The following is a 19,704-nucleotide window of genomic DNA, read 5'->3' on the forward strand; positions in this document are numbered from 1 at the left end:
GGGCTTTCCTTCATTTTATGACGTTAACTATATAGGAGGAATGGTCTGCTGATAATCAGGGGATTCCTTCGATTTCAGCCATGCTTCCATCTCATCACGTGCCATCGGCTTGCTGTAATAATAGCCCTGCATCACTTTGCAGCCTAATTGCTGAAGCAGCTCCAGATGCTCCTTATTCTCGACACCTTCGGCGATGACATCCAATTGCAGGCTCTCGGCCATCAATACGATGGCATGAATAATAGCTCGCTTGCTTGGATTATGCAGGTCCAAGGTGAACAGCCGGTCCAGCTTCAGGGCATCGATAGGGATTTGATCCAGCAGCCCGATAGACGAGTAACCCGTTCCGAAGTCATCCATGGATACTTTGACGCCGAGTGCGCGGATCGAGCTAAGCTGCCGTACAATGTCCTTGACATCGTAGAGAACCATGGACTCTGTAATCTCCAGCTCGAGCAAGGTGGGGGAGATGCCGGTTTTGGATAATACGGATTGTACGATGTCCAGCAAGCTGTCGCTTTTAAACAATCGTATGGAGAGATTGACGGAGAGCGGCTGGCGCAGCCCTTTTTGCTGAAGTCTCATGCATTGCTCGCAGGCCTCCTCCAGTACCCATCGCGTCAACGGGATGATCAACCCGGTCTCCTCGGCGATAGGGATGAACTCTGTCGGAGCAATGACACCGAGCCGCGGGTGGTTCCAACGAAGCAGCGCTTCAAAGCCATAGGGCCGATTCGTCATCACATTCCATTTGGGCTGATATTCAACGAAAAATTGCTGATGATCCAAAGCTCTGCGCAGATCCTTCTCCAGCTCCATTCGGCGCAGGGCAGCCGTTCCAGCTTCCTCGCTGTAGACAAAATATTGATTTTTGCCGAGGCCCTTGGCCTTGTACATGGCCGTATCGGCTTTTTTCAATAAAACCGAGCGGTCCGTTGGTTCGATACAACCGATGCTGATCCCTACGCTTGCCGTAATGTACAGCTCGTTGTTATCGAGATAGTAGGGCTGCTTGATCTTGTGCAAAATCTGATCGGCGAGCCGCTCGCACAGCTCTTGCTGACAGTCGCGGATAATAATGAGAAATTCGTCTCCGCCCATTCGGAACACCTGTTGTGTGCTCGTAATGAAAGGCCGCAGCCGGTTTCCCATTTCCTTAATAAGCATATCTCCAATGTGATGTCCTAGCGTATCGTTGATGACCTTGAACTGATCCAGATCGAGAAACAAGACCCCCAGGGAATCCTCATCCCGGTACGTATCGAAGAAACGGTTCATTTCATTACGGTTGGGCAATCCGGTAATCGCATCGGTGTAAGCCAGCTTCTCCAGCACATGGCGGTCAAAAAGCACGGCCCCCCAGGAGATCGTTAAAATGATAAGGACGGTAAAAGTGACTCCTGCAAGCAGCAGAGGGTCCATCATATTCAGATCTTCATTGACGAATGCCGGATGGGAAACATCCCGGAATACGGCCGCCTTCATCCCTGTATAATGCATGCCGCAAACAGCGAATCCCATGATCAGGGCAGACAGCCACTTAATCGATCGGGAAGCCGGCAGATTTCGGGAACGAAGCAGCAGTACCAAGGCGATATAAGATCCCGCCAAAGCGACCAAAGCGGACAAGATCCAATAGAATTGGTCGTATTCCAGCTGAAGCGGCATTTGCATGGCCGCCATTCCGGTATAATGCATACAAATGATACCGCTTCCCATAAAAAAACCGCCTACGGCGATCTTGTTCCTGCTCCTATTTTTAGGTATGGTAGTATAGAAGGCAATTAATGAGGCCGCGATGCTGGACGCCATGGATACAAGAGTCCACAGGGCATCGTAATGGACCGGAACGTGAAGGTGAAACGACAGCATTCCGACAAAATGCATGGACCAAATACCGCTGCCCATCACAAAGGAGCCTGCAAATAACCAGAAATGATGGATAGTTCCTTTGGACAGCGAGATTTTGGATGCAATATTTAAAGCCGCATACGAGGTCAGTATCGCAATGACAACGGAAAGCGATGCGATATAATAATTATAGGATCCTTCGATGGGCATAGATGAACCACTCCTTATGTGCGATAGAGGCCTTAGATGACATGGAGAGGGAGATAATGGATGAGCGAATGTATCCAAACATCCTGAAGCCTATTTACTATTAAAATGGTATTGTATCGCAGTACACTAAACAATTTCTGAACAATTTCCGGACACAAGGGCATTTCGTTGAAGCAGATGATATATACGACATCACGGATAAGTAAATGGAATGGGCTCCGCAGAAGGGTAAGGGGATAACGATGAAGGCTATTCTGGTGGATGATGAACGTCTTGCTTTGATGCAGCTGAACAAGCTGCTGGGGGATATGTCGGGAATCGAAGTGATCGGCAGTTATATGGAGCCGAATCAAGCTATAGAGGCGGTTGGAGCATTGCGGCCTGATGTGGTGTTCCTGGACATTAATATGCCGGAGATCTACGGCCTGCGGGCCGCTGAACTGATGCAGGAGGTCTGTCCTGCGGTCGAAATTGTATTCGTAACCGCGTATGACGAATATGCGGTTCAGGCCTTCGAGCTGAATGCGCTGGATTACGTCATGAAGCCTATACAGAGGGATCGATTGGCCCGTACGGTTCAACGGCTTCAGCAATCCGTAGAGGCCGTCCGTAAGCTGGAGGAAGAGCCGCTCCAGAACAGCTCCGTACTTATCCGTTGTCTGCAGACGATGCAAATCGAATTCCCCGGCAAGGAGCCGATTGCCTTGAAATGGCGTACCGCCAAGGCGCAAGAATTGTTCGCCTATTTATTCCACCACAGAGGGCAGTTGGTCCGCAAGGGGGAGCTGTTCGAGATGCTCTGGCCCGACTTTGAGATGGAGAAGGCCAAGACGCATCTGTATACGACGATTTATCAAGTACGGCAAGACTTGAAGCGAATGGGAGCGGACATTGAAATCCGCAGCTTAAGCATCAAGGAAGGGTACATGCTGGATGCTTCCCGGATACGTATCGATGTGGAGGAATGGGAGCAAGCCATCCGAGCGGCAGGAGCCGTGAACGAACAAAATTGGCAGGAGCATCAGCGGTTCTTCGAAATGTACACGGGAGACTATATGGCCGATTTCGATTATTTGTGGGCCGAGAACGAGCGGCAGCGTCTGCGGACGCTTTGGCTTCAGCAGGCGATGCTGCTGGCCGATTATTTTGCCCGCCAGGGGAAGATTACTGATGCAATGATGGTATATCACCGGATGCAGAGGCAATACCCGTATTACGAAGAATGCTACTTTGCCCTGATGCAGCTGTACGGCCTCTTGAAGGAACGTACGGCGGTTGAAGAGCAGTACAAGCGTCTTGTCTCGGTGCTGGAGGAGCTGGATGTAGCTCCGAACGAGAATATTGTGACATGGTACGAGCAGTGGAAGGGCTCAGGCCCCGGTTTGGCACAGTCCGCCCCATAGCAAGAAGTTTACAAGCAGCTCCTGTCGAAGGGGGCTGTATTTTTTTGTATATGTAGGCAAGTTACTCCATATTGTTGAGGGAACGCCCAAGGAAACGTTTCCGCTCATGCAACCACAGAAGGCCTTTCTTCCCGGAAAACCAAGCTCCTTAGCCCTGTCCTGACCCCTCCTGTTCATTTTTTGTTCAGAGCGGTTTGGTTAAATTAGAAGCAATGGTCAAAAAGGAGGATAATGACATGACAGCAGTTATGGTGGTAGATGATACGGCATTTATGAGAATGGTGATGCGTGGCATGCTGGAGGAGATGGGGATGAATGTCGTGGCGGAAGCGCGCAATGGCAAGGAGGCTGTGGACCTGTACGATAAGGTCCTGCCTGATCTCGTGACCATGGATATTACGATGCCTGAGATGGACGGTATAGATGCGCTAAAGCATATCAAGGGAAGGCATCCCCAGGCGAAGATTGTGATGTGTTCGGCCATGGGGCAAAGGGACATGGTGCTAGAAGCGATCCGCAGCGGAGCCGCAGATTTCGTCGTGAAGCCGGTCCAAAAAGACCGACTTCAGGAAGCCGTTGCCAAAATATTGGCATAGCTTCTTACTATATAAAGCCGGAAGCAAGTCTTCTGGATTATTCGATTCGGGGTGAAGTACATGTTGGAAGAAAAGCTCAGCAATCCCGACTCTATACATGCTGCCGTATTCGTGGATGGGATAAGGGCGGCCCTGAAGGAAGACCCGTTATTCTTTGTTTTCAAATACCATCTTTCCTTGATTCGCGACATGACGGAAGGATTGGACGAGAACATCACCGACGAGCTTATCACAGAGAGCGTGGCCATTATGCGGGAGGCTTGTCTTGACAGCCTGCAGTGCCCAAAATGCAGGACAGCTTTCCGATTCCGCCATTGCCGAAACCCATGCCCTTCGGGCAGGACGATCCATATCATAGAATTAAGCTGTGCAGGCTGCCGCGATGTATATACGTTAGCGGAGGACAGGGAGCGAGTGTCCTATCTAAGAGGAACATGACATTTGACTAAAAGCATTGTAAGACGCATCTGAAAAGCTGAACCCGCCGTATTCAATAGACTCCGTCCATTCTTCGAACCGGATTTCTCCTGAATATACTTTCCTACTGGTAGTTCTTCCGCTCAAGCTTCTTCTCTCTCAGGCTCTATCCCAACTTTTTTTTTCAAAACGAAATAAGATTCTCTCTTTCCTATGACATGATATACTAGAGAGGTAGGATTTTCCTCTTTTTATAGCATAGGGAAGGGATGGGTCCAGCATGGATTTGCGTCGGCTTCATCACTGCATTGTACATCAGCAGTTAGATGATGCGGAGGTGGCCGCCTTTGTTAAGGACTGGCTGCCGAGGATCGTAGAGCATCAAGCCAGACAAGAGGCAATAGGACAAAATCGGTCCATGGGAAGGAGTGATTACGAGGAAATTACAGATAAGGTGCGGGATCTGGTGTTTCAGAAAATCGGCTGCATCGAACCGGACAAGCTACGCGCGTGGGTCTGCCAAGCGGCCGCTTATACGACCAAGAATCATTTGAGGAAAAAAAGGCCGATCCTGTACGCGGAAGTGGAGGATGGCATTCTGAACTTAACGGTGCCCAAGGATTCGTCCATCTTAACGGATACGCAGCAGGACATGCTGGAAGAAGCGATCGCGCTTCTGCCGCTGAAGCAGAGAAAGGCGTTGATCCTAAAGTACGTACAAGAGTATTCGGCCAAGGAAATCGCGGAGATTCTCGGCAGCAATGAAAATCAAGTAAATCAATGGTGTTTTCTGGCAAGAAAAAACTTGAACGAAAGGTTAGCCCAATATTTTAATAAGCGCAGGTCATCATAAACATTCATTTTGAAAACGATTCTGATGGGAGGGTTAGAACCATAGGTTGGTTTTAACCTGCTCCCGGATGATTAATATAAATAGAATTAGATATAAGATTATATTAATAATAATTAAATAATAGATTAATAAATCATTGTATATTCAATTTTTATTATTAATTTCATATTTTGGAGAGTTGATGTATGAATAAATGGAAATCCAATAACATCGATTCCGTACAATATTTTCATCATTTTTTAGAAGAAATGCTGAAGGAATACCCATTTCATCAACATGAATCAGATCAACAAGCCTATCCTATGCACGAAAAAGATGAGGAATTACCGGAATTTCATCTGGAATCATATCTGCTGGATTGTATATTGCTTATTCAATTTGCCTTGGAAGACCGTCAAATGAGTATTAAACAGCTTTCAGCTTATGCAGATATAAAAGAAGATCTTATTGAACAATTATTTCATCATTCTTTAATGCCGTGGGAGCTGCCTGACCATTCATTTATTAAACTTATTCAATATTTAGAATTAGATATTCAAGAGGTTATTGAAGGATTGAGATTATTACAAATTCCATCTGCTCCTATTCTTTGGAATCAAATTAAAGATATTAAAATCCAATTTAAAAGAAATACAGAAATGTGCTTTAAGGAGCCTTTGTCTGACTATGCCCGGAACTATAGGGAGCAGCATGAGACAAGTAGAGATCTGCTTATTCAAGAGCTTCAACTATTGAGATAATACCAGGGAAAAACCGCTGTGCTTCAGCGGTTTTTTCTATTTCTTCTTAAGATTTGTTTTCAGGCGAGACATATAAGAATTAGAAACAATTAGAGAAAAATTAGAAATTCAAAAGGAGAGATAGCGCTGATGTTCGCCGTATTTTACAGGAGTAAGAGATTGACCCGGGTGGGGACGGAATATGAGGCACGGATGGAGCTGGTCCGGCTTCAGGAATATTTTCTGAATCTGAAGATTCGAGAATGTGAGCGGAATGGATAGGAGGCTAGAGTCCACCTTGTATGGTGGTCTTTTCTATTTTATTGTGAGATGATGGAAAAATAGGGAGTCAGAACTTTTACATAGAGAAGAGGCAGAAGAATGGGTGGAACGATAGAAGATGCAATGCTAAAGGAATTGAAGATGTTAACGAACAAAGTGTATGAGGTGGAAGCGAACCAGCGGAATATGATGAGGCTGCTTAACGAAATGAATGATAGATGGTCTAGCATGAGGCCGCCGTTCTCCTCGATGCCTCAATCGTCAGGTCCTTCCGAATCTCCTAAAATAAACGCCATAGTCACTGAAATACAAGGTCTGAAATCAATGATCGACCAACTGGACAAGAAGTTGACGCAGAAATTGAGTAAACTGGATGAGATAGGGAAGCCGGTTGTGCTGAATGTTTCGGTAGATTCCCAGCAAGCTGCGGTAGATGTCAGTCCCAAGCCAATCCTTTCGCGTGCAAGCCTGGATCCGGATTCTTTTCAGGAAGAGAAAAGGGTTACCCAACTATTGGGTTATTTAGGCGTACCCAATCATATCAAAGGGTTTTCCTATTTAAAGGACGCCATTCTAATCGTGTTACGCGATTCTGAGGCTCATTTGGCGATAACTCGTCATGTTTATCCGGTCATTGCCGAGAAGTATCGAACCACTCCAAGCCGTGTGGAACGGGCCATTCGTCATGCCGTGGGTGTATGCTGGGTTCGGATTGATCCGGAGGTTATCCGAGAGGTTTTTGGGAGTACGAGTACTACAAGAAAGTCCGTGCCGACCAACCTGGATTTTATAACGATGTCTGCACGTTGGTGTCAAGTAATAGACATGAAAAAGTAAAGGTTGTGGAAACTATTTACAAACGGATAGGACACCGGTATAATAATCCAAAATGGCTGAGGAGGATTACCGAAATGAATATGAATTCTTATAGTTATATCATCGAATCCTATAGCCATCATCATAGTTAAGCGTTTGTAATACGGATTAACGAGTCCGTAGGTGCAAACGCTTCTTGGCGTTATACCTGCGGACTTGAAGCATAAGAGTCATGCGGGTATTTTTATTATCCTGCATGGCTCTTTTTTGCATTGTTTGGGGCTTTACTGAAACAGCTTCGAAGCCATTAAAATTATTGGAGGTCGATGAAGGATGTCGAGAATTATGTATGCATTGCCAGAGGACAAAGAGCAGGTAAAGAAGAGACTGGCTTCGCATAAAACGCTGTTTACCCGCGAGGTATTAAATGGGGTTCTGCAAATTTTTGACGAGGTGGCTGCACAGGGGGACGAAGCGATTCACAATCTAACGCAGAAGTTTGACGGTGTTGCAGTAGAGCAGTTGCTACTTACAGAGAGTTATGTTCAGGACTGTATCGCTTCCTTGCCTTCTGCCTTGAGCGCTGCGGTGGAGCAGGCGATACGGCATGTGCAGGAGGTAAATCGGGCTTTGCTGCCCTCCTCGTGGGAGCGGGAGATTCGCCCCGGAACGATAGTCGGTGAAAAGGTGACTCCACTGGACCGTGTAGGCATATGGATTCCGGCCAGGAAGGGGCCGCTCCTATCCACCTCCATCATGCTGGTCGCTGCGGCGAAAGCAGCAGGTGTCCCTGAGATTATCGTCGGCATGCCTCCGCTAAAGGACGGCTCTGCCGACCCGGGTACCGTAGCGGCTGCGAAGCTGGCCGGAGCAGACCGGTTCGTCATCGGCAATGGCGTAGCTGTCATTGCAGGCTTAGCCCAAGGAACCGATTCGATCCCTGAGGCAGACGGTATTTTCGGTCCGGGTCCGGGCGGCATTGCAGCGGCCATGAGCCTAGCTATGACCTGCGGCAAAAGGAGCGCCCTTGGCATCGGTCCTACGGAAAGTATCATTATAGCGGATGAAACGGCCGATCCCCGGCTAACCGCTTATGATCTCATCAACGAGGCGGAGCATGGCCCCGACTCCACCTCCATTCTGGTGACGACCTCTGCGGAGCTGGCATCCCAAGTAGAGAAGCAGCTCTATGAATGCATCGAAGAAGTGGAAGCAGTAAGAAAGACTTACTTACGGCAAGTATTCGGCCCTGAGGGCAAAGGAGCCATTATTGTTGTACCGGATATCGGGCAAGCTTGTGATTTTATCAATGCATTTGCCCCCGAGCACTTGATGATTGTTTGTGCAGAAGAGCAGGAGAAGCGGGTCATGGAGCTGGTGCGACATGCAGGGGAAATTCTGATCGGCGGCAGTACGCCGTTCTCCGCAGCTAATTACGGGACAGGCATTACAGCTGTGCTGCCTACGAATCATTTTGCCAAGTCGTTCTCAGGGGTGACCTCCAAAGATATGGTGAAGGTGTCGACGATCGGGAAGCTGAACCGGGAAGCGCTTCGGAGTCTGTATCCGATGATTCGTGAGCTGGGTGCCTACGAACAGCTGCCTTGCCACGTGAAAGCGGCTGAAATCCGTGTGAGAGATGCGGCTAAATAAGAAGTGTCCCAGGGAAAGCAACCGTCCATATTCACCTTCATCATCAGGAGTAGTCCGCTGTACAGATGGTCTGTCGGCAGTATATTCTTAAGATGTGAGATTTTTTTGAAGGGGGAAACCCGGATGCAGCTTATTGCCATGCTGACCATGCTAATTGATCACATCGGTTTGGTTTTCTTTCAAGATCAAGCCATATGGCGGATGATTGGGCGGATTGCTTTTCCCATCTATGCTTACTTTATTGTGCTGGGATACAGCCGAACAAGGAATTTGAAGCTGTATACGGTTCGTCTCTTTCTCATCGCTCTCATCTCGCAAGTTCCCTTCATGCTGGCGTTTGGTACCCGAGGAGTGAACGCGGTAGGAACGCTGCTAATCTGCGTCATCATTTTATATCTTATCGATCATACGGCAAAATGGGTCTGGGTCCCCGCGGCAATGGTCTTATCGGCCGGTATGGAGGCTTTCAGCTTCGACTACGGTTTGTACGGCGTGCTGCTGGTGCTGATCTATAAATATACGAAAAGCCATTCGATGGTCCTGTGCCATTTTGCCTTGAACGTCTTGTTTTTATTTCTGAAGGGATGGGTTATCGAAGCCTACAGCATCATTACAACGATAGCCATTGTGTACGCTCCGGCCGTATGGAAGCGGGTGGAAGGAATTCGGATGCCCAAGTGGGTATGGAGAAGCTTTTACCCTGTACACTTGATGGTGCTTGCGATAGTGGAATTTATATTGTCTATGAAGCCATAAAGATAAATGTCACAAAGCCGACGCTGGCCATGCCGCCGTGTCGGTTTTTTTGCTGCGGGCGGGGACCCGATTTTTAAGGAAGGATTAAGAATTTGTATGACAATCTGTTAAGTTTTGGAAGGTAGACTAAGCACCATAACTGAACGGTTATACCATTCCAATAAGTAAGGGGTAATGACGATGAAACGATGGATGGTTTGTCTGATCTTTCTAGGTTTATTCATTCTGGCAGGCTGCTCACAGCCCATTGCATTTAGCGGGAATAGCGAGTTATGGAAAGTCGATTGCTCGGTGGATCCATCCGCAAAAGTTCAATCCTACGCTATCGAGTATATCGGAAAGGAAAGCCAGCCTATATCGAAAGTGGAGTATGCCTTTGAGAACAGCAAAAATTTCAACAGCAAAGGGAAGAGCGATACCCAATCGCGCCACCTGGTGATGACGGGAAAAGGGACGATGACCAAGCCTTATGAGGAGGAGAAGAGCTTTAAAGTCCGTATTCAATGGGATGGAAAAGAGGAGACGATTGCGGTGGTGAAGAAGTAAGATTGCCTGTCTATATCCGATTTGTCTTTGGTCGCTTAACCTAAGGGTCGCTGTTGACTTCATAAACATTTAGGTCCATTGTTAAAACATACGCTACCGTATCCTGAGGTGAGTTATGCAATTAACCAGAGAAGATTGGGTCCAAGCGGGGGTCCGTACATTGGCTGAGGCTGGTGTCCACGCCGTTCGGGTCGAGGCGCTCGCTCGAGTGCTTCGAATTAGTAAAGGAAGCTTTTACCACCATTTCCGAGACCGCCAGGAGCTGCTGGACTCTATAATGGATCATTGGGAAGAGAATGCGACACAATGGATCATTCGTAGTTCGGAGCAAGATCCAATCACATTGGAGCAGCTGCTTCATATTAGCATGGATAGCGATAAACGATTGGAGAAGGCCATTTATGCATGGGCGAAGGATGACCCTGCTCTGGCTGCCCGGTTAGCTGGAATCGAAGAGCAAAGAATCCATTATGTTGCCAGCCTGTTTCAAAGAAAAGGGCTGCAGGCCTCTGAAGCGATAGAACGGGCTCGACTCACTTATATGGCCTATGTGGGATGGATGGTTCGGTTTGAGTCTAACACGGACTGGGATGCAAAAAGACTACTGCTGATTTTATCCAAAATATGATCATGGATGTCCCTAATACGGTTGTACAGCCAGCTGTGCGGCCCGGAAGGGGCATAAAAAATGGCATTGCATACGCCAGCGTATGTTTCGGCGAATTGGCTGCACACTTTTTGCAAGAAAATCGGGATGAGGAGGACTTGCCATGAAATTTGTCATGATTATTTCCGCACTAAGTCTTTTAAGCTGCATCGGCATCCTGCATGTTTACTGGGCCTTTGGAGGGCGATGGGGGAGCGCGGCGTCAATACCTTCCCGAGCGGGAAGCGATAAGCCCGTTTTTGTTCCTGGTAAGGTTGGTACATTGATTGTCGCTGTGCTTCTGTTCGGCGTGTGCTCCGTTCTTCTTATTCAGAGCGGCTATGTACCTTATTGTAAGCCAATGGTATGGACACGCTGGGGCTGTATGGCTTGTGCTATCGTGTTCTTTCTTCGAGCGATAGGTGATTTCAACTATGTAGGATTTTTCAAGAAAATAACCCATTCTAATTTCGCTAGAAATGATACTTGGCTTTATAGCCCGCTATGCTTTTTCTTCGGGTTAGCTTATGGGATTGTATGCTTTTGAACAGCGCTGCTTCAGTAAGCGTATACAAAAAACTCTTGACACATCCCCTGATCCTGATTAGTATGAAGTTGTGGTTAATTGGGTGATCCAATTACCCTGTTGAGTCATCATGACACAGAAAGGTTAATGACCATGACCATTAAGAAGATTAAATACCATAGGGTGTACGAGGACGTCATCGAGCAGATCGAGAACCTGATTCTCGAAGGAAATCTGTCTCCGGGCGATGTACTGCCTACGGAGAGGGAGCTGGCTCAAGCATTTGGCATCAGCAGAGGGACTCTGCGCGAAGCCTTCCGCATCTTGGAGCGGGAAGGACTGATCGAGACCCGCCCGGGCGGAGGACGCTTTCTTAGCAAAAATCTCAGCAAAGCCGAAGACCAGAAACGGATTATCGAGAACATCGAGAGAGCGACGATTATCGAGCTGCTGGAAGCGCGGGAAATTTTCGAGACCGGCATTGTGGAGCTGGCGGCAAAGCGGGCGACGGAGCAAGATATTCAGGAAATAGAAAGCGCTCTTGAACGATGGGGCACCATCGACAGCGATTCGGACGATCCGATGAGTCCTGATCAGGCGTTTCATCTATCCATTGCCAAGGCGACGCACAATGTCGTGCTGGTCAATTTGATCGAGCTGCATATGGATCTCCTGCAGAAGACAGCGACGAAGACCGTCGATATCCCTGGCCGGAAAGCGGAAGTCTATAAAGAGCATTTTCAAATTCTCCAAGCGATTAAAGAGAAGGACCCTCAGAAGGCGAAGGAAGCGCTGCTGTTCCATATCGGCCAAGTGAAGCAAAATATTATGTTGAATAAAGTGGAATCAAACGGATGACCGCATCCTTTTGATCATTTAATTGGGTCACCCAATTATCCAAAAATACCTCTTTCTCCATCGGACTAATCTGCATTAGAGCTTTCTTTCCGTTAGCAACAGCTTCTAAAGGCCTTGTTGTAACCGATTACAACAGCGATGCACGCTTCGAGCATGAGCTCCTGCTGGAGCAAGCCTTCGTTCCTCAGCAGAAGCTTAGCAGTATGCAGAGCAGCAATAACACCATATACATCGATGCAGCTTGGACAAATGGAGGGAATATATGACAAAAGAACAATTCAAAATACTGGCCCCTTGCGGCATGCTGGGGTACGGTTTTCCCAAGGCGTCCTTCCTGAAAGGCATGGCGCATGAGCCAGATGCGATCGTAGTGGATGCCGGTTCCACCGACGCAGGGCCTCACAAGCTGGGCGCGGGAACGGCCATTGTCAGCAGGCAGGCCTGCAAGAAGGACCTGGAGATCATTATTACGGAAGGCGTTAAGGCAGGCATCCCGGTCATCATTGGCTCTGCCGGAGGAAGCGGGGCGAAGGTCCATGTGGAATGGACACAGTCGATCATTATGGAGATCCTGCAGGAGCACGCGATCGGAGGAGTCAAGCTCGCCACCATATGGGCGGATATCCCCCATGAGGTTGTGGCAGCGAAGCAGCAAGCCGGACAGTGCGAGCCGCTTGGCTTGTCGGTAGCGCCGCTGACGCAGGAGAGGCTGGAGGCGACAAGCCGCATCGTCGCACAGATGGGCCACGAGCCGATCATCGAAGCTCTTGCGGCGGGTGCGGACATCATCGTCTGCGGACGCGCCTATGATCCTTCGCCGTTCGCGGCGGTCGCGATGTACCACGGCTTCGATACGGCGCTCGCCTATCATCTCGGCAAAATCCTCGAATGCGCCGCCTTATCGGCAGAGCCGGGGACGACGAAGGACAGCATGCTCGGAACGCTCAAGCGCGATTCCTTCATCGTCCAGCCGCTGAGCGATGCCCGCAAATGCACAGCCGTATCGGTCGCCGCCCATACGTTCTACGAGAAGGATCACCCGTACATTTTGCACGGGCCGGGAATGATACTGAACCTTGAGCAGTGCACCTTCACCGAGCTGGGTGATGGCAGCGTCGAAGTGAGAGGCAGCCGGATCGAAGAGACGCCGGTGTACAAGATCAAGCTGGAAGGCGCCATGAAGGTGGCTTACCGGACGTTCGTCGTAGCGGGAGTGCGCGATCCTCTGCTGATCTCCCGTATAGAAGAAGTGGAGGAGCTCGTAAAGCAGCAGGTCAGAGACTACTACAGCGAGATTGCGCCGGACGATTACCGCATTCATTTTATCAATTATGGCTTGAACGGCGTGCTCGGCGAGCTGGAGCCGCAGCGTACCCCCGCCCATGAATTGGGCGTCGTATTCGAGGTCGTGGCGAAGACGCAGGAGCTGGCGAATGCGATCTGCAGCTCGGTAAGATCGACCTTCCTGCACTACGGCTATGAAGGACGTAAAGCGACGGCAGGCAATCTGGCGTTTCCTTTTGCCCCGAGCGATGTGCCGTTCGGCGCCGTGTACGAATTTTCCGTCTATCACTTGATGGAGGTTGCCGATGGATTGGAAATGTTCCCTATCGAATATACGGAGGTGCAGCCATGAAGCTGTATGACGCAGCAGCCGTTATGCGCAGCAAGAACAGCGGGCCTTTTGAAATTACGGTCGATGTGCTGTTCACCGATCCCGCTATTTACTACCGAGTCAAGGAGCAGGAGCTGATTACCAAGCCGCTCGTATCCCGGCTCTACAACATTCCGGAGGAGAGCATTACACATATCGTATTTTTCGATCAGGCGCTCGGATTCAAGATTACGTTCTCCCGCAAAGTATCGTCCGGTACGTTCCTCGACCGCGACGTCTACGGAGCCCAGCAGCACGCGCCGCTGATGGAACTGGAAGTGAACCTATGAAAGTGAACGAGGCAGCAGACCCATCTGTTCGCACGAGCGCTGCCGCACCCGGCTTTATAGTGAAGCGGGATTATAACCTGAACAAAAATTTCCCCATTCATATTTCACGCTGGATGCCAAGTATTTTTATGGAACCGTTCCATTGGCACACCTCGTTTGAGGTCGGATATTGCATGGAGGGGAAGGGACTTTTTCACTTTGAGGATAAGAGATATGAGATCAACACAGGCGATGTGTTCGTTGTGAGTCATATGGAACAGCATCGGGCGCAATCCGATCCCTTGAAGCCATGCCAGTTCCACTTCTTGAAGTTTGACGGTTCTTTGATAGATGGAGGGGAGAATGAGCTGTTAGCCCCGTTCTTTATGAAGTCGCCGTATTTTGTCAATAAAATCGATGGGAATCAGCAGACAGCCGTACAGATTGGAGCGCTTCTGAGAGACATTTGGAGCGAAATGCAGGAGCAGGACCGGGCGTACACGAGCATGGTTCGAGGATTATTGATCCAAGTATGCACTCATCTGTTCCGCCATTATGCCAAAGAAATACCTGCGGAAGAGTGGAACCGCTCGTTGCAGGCCTATAAGAAATTGCAGCCGGCTCTTGGGTTGATTCACCATCAATATCATGAAAATATTCAGCTGAAGGATCTGGCAGCCAGTTTATCTTTGAGTACGTCCCGGGCTTATCATTTATTTAAAGAAACGATGGGAGAGGGCTTCAAAGAATATTTGACCAAAATCCGGATTCACGAGTCGAAAAAGAAATTGAGCGATCCCAATGTATCGATTACCGAAGTGTATCTGTCCTGTGGCTTTCAGGGCCATGCTTCCTTCTACAGATCATTTAAACAAATTGTAGGAATGACGCCAAAAGAATTCAGAAAATATATGCTCACTTTGTGAGAATAGCTATTTTTGAGAAGAATTGAAGTGAATTGAAGAGGACTCAAGCGCCGTAATTCATTACAATTTAATGAGTGGAAATAAGCGCTTTCATGTTGAGCGTTAAGGCAGCTTAACAATCAGCTTAGAATTTTACCAGACAAGAGGTGAGAATGACCAAGTGAACACTAGAATGAAGCGAATGTGGGCAGATAAAACATTGTATCTTATGCTGCTTCCCTGCATCATCTATTTCGTGCTGTTCCACGTATGGCCGATTATCGGCATGAAGCTGGCCTTCTACGATTACCGCATTCTCGGCGATCACGAGTACGTCGGTCTTAAATATTTCAAGGAGCTGTTCAGCACTCCGGTTTTCGCTAATGTCTTGCAGAACACCTTAATCATAAGCGCGATGAAAATGTTCCTTATTTTCCCGATCCCGATCTGCTTTGCCTTGATGCTGAATGAGTTCGCCAACGGGAAGTTCCGCAAAGCGGTACAGGTCGTGTCGTATTTGCCGCATTTTTTATCGTGGGTCGTTATTGCAGGCATTTGGTTCGAGTTCCTGTCTCCGTCGACCGGGGCGGTCAATGAATTCGTGAAGGCGCTCGGCATGCCGGCCAAAGATTTTCTAACCGACAAAGACAGCATCCGCTGGGTACTGCTTGCAAGTGAAGCTTGGCGCAGTATCGGCTGGGACTCGATCATTTTCCTTGCCGCCATTATGGGCGTAAGCCCAAGTCTGTACGAAGCCGCATATGTTGATGGTGCAAGCCGCTGGCATATCGTGACGAGAATCGTGCTGCCGCATTTGTATGTGCCAATGGTGACTATCTTCATTCTGAATGTCGGCTTCATTATGAATGCCGGGCTGGATCAAGTGCTCAACTTCACGAATGATTCCGTCAACAGCCAGATCGACATCATCGATACGTACGTATACCGCGTCGGTCTGATCAACGGGCAATATTCGTTCGCAACGGCAGCCAACCTGTTCAAAAGCTTGATCGGCGTCGTGCTCGTGCTGTCCACGCATTTTATCTCGAAGAAACTAACGAACAAAGGCGCATGGTAAGGAGGTGGATGTATCATGCTAGATAGAAGGCTTACCGTTCCCAAAGTGATCATCGGGCTGGTTCTGTCGCTGATTACGTTAACGATGTTCGTCCCGATCATAAACCTGCTGGCGAGAGCTTTATCCCATCCGGCCAAGGTATATCTGCTGCATGGGTACGAAATATGGCCGAGAGGCTTCTCGTTCATTAACTTTCAAGTCGTTCTCAGCAACCCGATTGTCGGGAGAGCGCTGCTCAATTCGGTGTTTATTACGGTGGTCGGCACATGCTTGAGTATCTTTTTTACGACGATTGCTGCTTATGTATTGACCCGCAAACATCTGGCCTTCAAAACGCCGATCATGGTCTTTCTTATCATCATTATGATTTTTGAACCGGGGATTGTGCAGGAGTATATGGTCGTCAAGGACCTGCATTTGCTGGATAGCCTCTGGGCGATGGTGCTGTACCGGATGATTAACGTCTATTACCTGATCATTATGATGCGATTCCTGGAGGAAATCCCGGATTCCTTAATCGAAGCAGCCAAGATAGACGGGGCTGGGCATATGACCCTGTTCATGAGAATCGTCATGCCACTTGCGCGCATTCCGCTGTTAACGATAGGGATGTTCTATGCGATTGCCAAATGGAATGAGTTCTTCAAATCGAGTATCTTCCTGTCGAGCCGGGAGAATACGGTGCTGCAGGTGCTCTTAAGACAATTCGTCGTCGAACGCGACACGACAACCCTGGTCGGCGCTGCCGATCTATTGAAGAACAACAACATTGCCCAACTCGATTTCTCATCGTTGAAAGCGGCTACAATTATTATCGCGATGGTTCCGATTCTCATGCTGTATCCGATCATCCTGAAATATTACACCAAAGGGGTCATGGATGGCGGCGTCAAAGAATAATTCCAATTCAGAACAATGGGGAGGAAGACAGAAATGAAAAAAATGTTCACCCTAATGGCAGCCGGCTTAATGGTGGTAACGACCGCCTGCAGCTCCGGCGATACGAAGGCTCCGGCCGATTCGGCACAAGGTGCATCCGGACAGCAGCCTGTGACCATTACGATTGTCGATAAAGATTTGACCCCGGACGACAAGCTGCTCAAGGGCATTGAAGAAGGCATGAAGGCCGAAGGAAAAAATGTGAAGCTGCAGATCGTTCCCGTACAGAGCGGTACCTACTCCGAGAAGCTGGGGCTGCTGCTGCAAAGCGGCAACATTCCTGACTTGATCTACTTCCAGGGCGGGGATTACCAGTTCGCGGTGACGCAAAAAATTCTTGAGGATTTGACGCCGTACATCGAGAAATCCACCTATGTCAAAGCATCCATGAATGAGTACAACAAGGAAAGAACGAAGAACTATCCGTATCTTGTCTGGCTGTCTCCGACCAGTAACTCGGTTCCGGTGGTTCGTCAGGATTGGCTGAACAAAACCGCTTCCGGCAAAGATCTGCTCGCGAATCCGACGATCGACAACTACTATACCTTCCTCAAGGAAGTGAAGGACAAGAACGGAGCCAAGTTCGCCTACACAACCGCAGGCACCTTGGATGAGCTCGATGCGACCTTCGGCCAAGCGTTCGGTCTGACTTCTACGTGGATTAAAGGCTCTGACGGCAAGTATGCTTTCGGCAAAACGACCTCGTTCGAAAAAGACAAACTGGAATTTTACGCGAAGCTGTATAAAGAAGGCCTGCTCGATCCGGAGTTCCTGACGAAGAAATGGGATACGAAGGAAAAAGCGTTCTACGACGGTCAAGCAGCCGTTATCGCAGGTACGCAAGGTAAGGTTATCGATATCTACAATAATAAAACCATGTCCCAAAACGGCGCGAATGCGAAAATCATGCCGCTTCCTCCAGCCAAAGGCAAGGGCCAAGGCTATACGCCGGTTGATGTCAGCAAGGAAAGCCGCGGCTTCGCTATCGGCAAAACGTCCAAGAACAAGGAGATGGCCTTCGCCGTACTGGAGTTCCTGGCTAGCCCCAAAGGACAAATGCTCGATAAGCTTGGCGTAGAGGGCGAGCAGTACAAGATTGTAGATAACAAAATCAAATTAACGGATAAATTCGCCGAATGGTATGCGCGCTTTGTCGAGTCGACCGTGAACTTCAAGCCGGACAAAGAATTCGATCCATCGACACCGTACTTGTCCGAGCCGGCTGCCAAGTCGCTGGAGATGATGGCATCCATGTCCTCCAAGGACAACAGCTTCATCATCCCTGCCGAGCTGGCTGCCAAGTGGGATGCCTGCAACGCGTTGTATAAGGAATTCGCCGCGAACGTCGTTACAGGCAAGAAATCGATTGCCGATTTCGATAAATTCGTACAGGATTGGAACGCCGCTGGCGGCAAGGAAATGACGGAGTACGCCAACAAAACGATCAAGTAAAACCGTTGATGTAGCTTAGAAGCGGCAAGGCAGAATCAGATAAAAAAGCTTGGAGTGTGGGGCTGCCGGCTTCGCACTCCCGGTATGGATGGGAGAGCAGGCTCATGATATCTTTTGCAGACCGGGTCAAAGGAGTCGTCTTCGGTACCGCCTTCGGCGATGCGATGGGGGCGGTTGTGGAGAAAATGACCCATACCCAGATCAAGGAGCAATACGGCCGGATCGAGACGGTCAAGACCAAGTGGTGGAAGGCGGATTGGCCGGAGACATCAAGGCTCGGCAGAATGAGAGGGCAGGGCATCGTAACGGACGATACGCTGATGACGCTGGCGCTGATGAATGTGTACTGCACGGAGCGCCGCCATCTGGACGCGTACGATATGGCCAATGAATTCGTCAAAGAAATCGCGTTCCGCCCGAGATATATTCCCGAATTCGGGCGGGAAGCGCTGATCCTGGATCGGTTGTTTTATCCGGAGAAGCATATTTTCAACCGCCATGTGCTGGCGAACTGCGAGCCGCGCGAAGGCGGCTACGGCAATATGGTCAATTGCGGAGCGGCTATGTACATTGCTCCTATAGGCATGGTGAATGCATGCAATCCGAAGGCGGCTTACGATGAAGCGATTTTGTTCGCCTCCGGCCATCAGCTGAGCTATGGGCTGGAAGCGGCGGGCGTGCTGGCGGCCTGCGTCGCCAAGGCGTTCGAGCCGGGCGCGACCGTGCAGGACATCGTGGACACGGCGCTTCACTATGCGAAGGACGGGACGAAGCGGGCGATTCACGATGTATGCGCGAAGGCGCTGGAGCTGCGGGCGGTGAAGCAGGATCGTAGCAAGGTCGTGCAGGCTTTGCACGAAGCGATGGCTCCGTACTCCCCGATGGGTGACGACGTCAACCGCAGCATCGACAAGCTCGGCATCCCGTCGAACCATTACACGCCGAGCCGGCTGTTCTCCATCGAGGAGCTGCCATTGGCGCTCGGCTACATCGTGCTGCACGACGGCGATCTGCTGGAAGCGGTCAAGGATGGCGTCAGCTCCGGGCGCGACACGGACTCCATCGGCGTCATGATCGGCGCGATTCTCGGAGCGATGCAGGGTGTGCAGGCAATTCCAGGTGATGAAATCGCCGCGCTGGAGGAAGCGAATAAGCAGGATTTCCAGACGCAGTGCGACCGATTCATCGAAGCGGCTTCGGCCATCATTCAAGAAGATGTGCAGTTTAGCGAGCGCAGGCAACAGCTGCTTCGTTCAATACAATAAAGGCGGTGGA

At 49.4% G+C, this 19,704-nt stretch carries 21 protein-coding genes; 20 read left to right on the forward strand and 1 reads right to left on the reverse strand.

Annotated features, from left to right (window positions below; all coding sequences use genetic code 11):
* Positions 1–27: 27 nt before the first annotated feature.
* A complete protein-coding gene (locus tag B1728_RS18985; protein ID WP_256865420.1) occupies positions 28–2,061 on the reverse strand; it encodes a bifunctional diguanylate cyclase/phosphodiesterase in 2,034 nt (677 codons plus the stop codon).
* A 242-nt stretch (positions 2,062–2,303) separates the two neighbouring features.
* On the opposite strand from B1728_RS18985, the gene B1728_RS18990 reads away from it, so the two are divergent.
* The 20 genes from B1728_RS18990 to B1728_RS19080 all read left to right on the forward strand — a co-directional run bounded on the left by B1728_RS18990 (position 2,304) and on the right by B1728_RS19080 (position 19,694).
* Positions 2,304–3,464 carry a response regulator gene (locus B1728_RS18990; RefSeq protein WP_079911975.1) on the forward strand — a complete coding sequence of 387 codons (1,161 nt, stop codon included), beginning with the start codon at positions 2,304–2,306 and terminating at the stop codon, positions 3,462–3,464.
* Positions 3,465–3,700: 236 nt separating this feature from the next.
* Positions 3,701–4,060 carry a response regulator gene (locus B1728_RS18995; protein ID WP_079911976.1) on the forward strand — a complete coding sequence of 120 codons (360 nt, stop codon included), beginning with the start codon at positions 3,701–3,703 and terminating at the stop codon, positions 4,058–4,060.
* Positions 4,061–4,120: 60 nt separating this feature from the next.
* On the forward strand, positions 4,121–4,498 hold the full coding sequence (locus tag B1728_RS19000) for a hypothetical protein (RefSeq protein WP_079911977.1): 378 nt from the start codon (positions 4,121–4,123) through the stop codon (positions 4,496–4,498).
* A gap of 259 nt (positions 4,499–4,757) precedes the next feature.
* Positions 4,758–5,330, forward strand: coding sequence for an RNA polymerase sigma factor (locus B1728_RS19005; RefSeq protein ID WP_079911978.1), 573 nt, complete (start codon positions 4,758–4,760; stop codon positions 5,328–5,330).
* A 185-nt stretch (positions 5,331–5,515) separates the two neighbouring features.
* Complete coding sequence (locus tag B1728_RS19010; RefSeq protein WP_079911979.1) at positions 5,516–6,070, forward strand: hypothetical protein; 555 nt, start codon at positions 5,516–5,518, stop codon at positions 6,068–6,070.
* A 129-nt stretch (positions 6,071–6,199) separates the two neighbouring features.
* Complete coding sequence (locus B1728_RS36865; protein ID WP_256865421.1) at positions 6,200–6,331, forward strand: hypothetical protein; 132 nt, start codon at positions 6,200–6,202, stop codon at positions 6,329–6,331.
* 99 nt (positions 6,332–6,430) lie between these two features.
* Entirely contained in the window at positions 6,431–7,168 is a 738-nt protein-coding gene (locus B1728_RS19015; protein WP_079911980.1) for a sporulation initiation factor Spo0A C-terminal domain-containing protein, read from the forward strand.
* A 312-nt stretch (positions 7,169–7,480) separates the two neighbouring features.
* Positions 7,481–8,800, forward strand: coding sequence for a histidinol dehydrogenase (gene hisD / locus B1728_RS19020; RefSeq protein WP_079911981.1), 1,320 nt, complete (start codon positions 7,481–7,483; stop codon positions 8,798–8,800).
* A 123-nt stretch (positions 8,801–8,923) separates the two neighbouring features.
* Positions 8,924–9,556, forward strand: a complete 633-nt coding sequence (locus B1728_RS19025; protein WP_079911982.1) for a TraX family protein — start codon at positions 8,924–8,926, stop codon at positions 9,554–9,556.
* A gap of 180 nt (positions 9,557–9,736) precedes the next feature.
* Entirely contained in the window at positions 9,737–10,102 is a 366-nt protein-coding gene (locus tag B1728_RS19030; RefSeq protein WP_079911983.1) for a hypothetical protein, read from the forward strand.
* A 115-nt stretch (positions 10,103–10,217) separates the two neighbouring features.
* Positions 10,218–10,730, forward strand: a complete 513-nt coding sequence (locus tag B1728_RS19035; protein WP_079911984.1) for a TetR/AcrR family transcriptional regulator — start codon at positions 10,218–10,220, stop codon at positions 10,728–10,730.
* 142 nt (positions 10,731–10,872) lie between these two features.
* On the forward strand, positions 10,873–11,295 hold the full coding sequence (locus B1728_RS19040; protein ID WP_079911985.1) for a DUF3995 domain-containing protein: 423 nt from the start codon (positions 10,873–10,875) through the stop codon (positions 11,293–11,295).
* Positions 11,296–11,427: 132 nt separating this feature from the next.
* Entirely contained in the window at positions 11,428–12,132 is a 705-nt protein-coding gene (locus tag B1728_RS19045) for a FadR/GntR family transcriptional regulator (RefSeq protein ID WP_079911986.1), read from the forward strand.
* Positions 12,133–12,394: 262 nt separating this feature from the next.
* Positions 12,395–13,768, forward strand: coding sequence for an acyclic terpene utilization AtuA family protein (locus B1728_RS19050; protein WP_079911987.1), 1,374 nt, complete (start codon positions 12,395–12,397; stop codon positions 13,766–13,768).
* On the forward strand, positions 13,765–14,076 hold the full coding sequence (locus B1728_RS19055) for a DUF4387 domain-containing protein (protein WP_079911988.1): 312 nt from the start codon (positions 13,765–13,767) through the stop codon (positions 14,074–14,076). Before B1728_RS19050 ends, B1728_RS19055 begins: the two co-directional genes overlap by 4 nt.
* Positions 14,073–14,981 (forward strand): AraC family transcriptional regulator, encoded by a 909-nt coding sequence (locus B1728_RS19060; protein ID WP_079911989.1) that lies wholly within the window; start codon positions 14,073–14,075, stop codon positions 14,979–14,981. Before B1728_RS19055 ends, B1728_RS19060 begins: the two co-directional genes overlap by 4 nt.
* Positions 14,982–15,153: 172 nt before the next feature.
* A complete protein-coding gene (locus B1728_RS19065; RefSeq protein ID WP_079911990.1) occupies positions 15,154–16,038 on the forward strand; it encodes an ABC transporter permease in 885 nt (294 codons plus the stop codon).
* Between the two features lie 15 nt (positions 16,039–16,053).
* Positions 16,054–16,938, forward strand: coding sequence for a carbohydrate ABC transporter permease (locus B1728_RS19070; RefSeq protein WP_079911991.1), 885 nt, complete (start codon positions 16,054–16,056; stop codon positions 16,936–16,938).
* 33 nt (positions 16,939–16,971) lie between these two features.
* Positions 16,972–18,429: an extracellular solute-binding protein gene (locus B1728_RS19075; RefSeq protein ID WP_079911992.1), complete on the forward strand. Its 1,458-nt coding sequence runs from the start codon at positions 16,972–16,974 to the stop codon at positions 18,427–18,429.
* A gap of 104 nt (positions 18,430–18,533) precedes the next feature.
* Positions 18,534–19,694: an ADP-ribosylglycohydrolase family protein gene (locus B1728_RS19080; RefSeq protein ID WP_079911993.1), complete on the forward strand. Its 1,161-nt coding sequence runs from the start codon at positions 18,534–18,536 to the stop codon at positions 19,692–19,694.
* The last annotated feature ends 10 nt before the right edge of the window (positions 19,695–19,704 follow it).

Origin of the sequence: Paenibacillus sp. 32352, from assembly GCF_002042965.1 — a bacterium.
Lineage (GTDB): Bacteria > Bacillota > Bacilli > Paenibacillales > NBRC-103111 > Paenibacillus_S > Paenibacillus_S vulneris.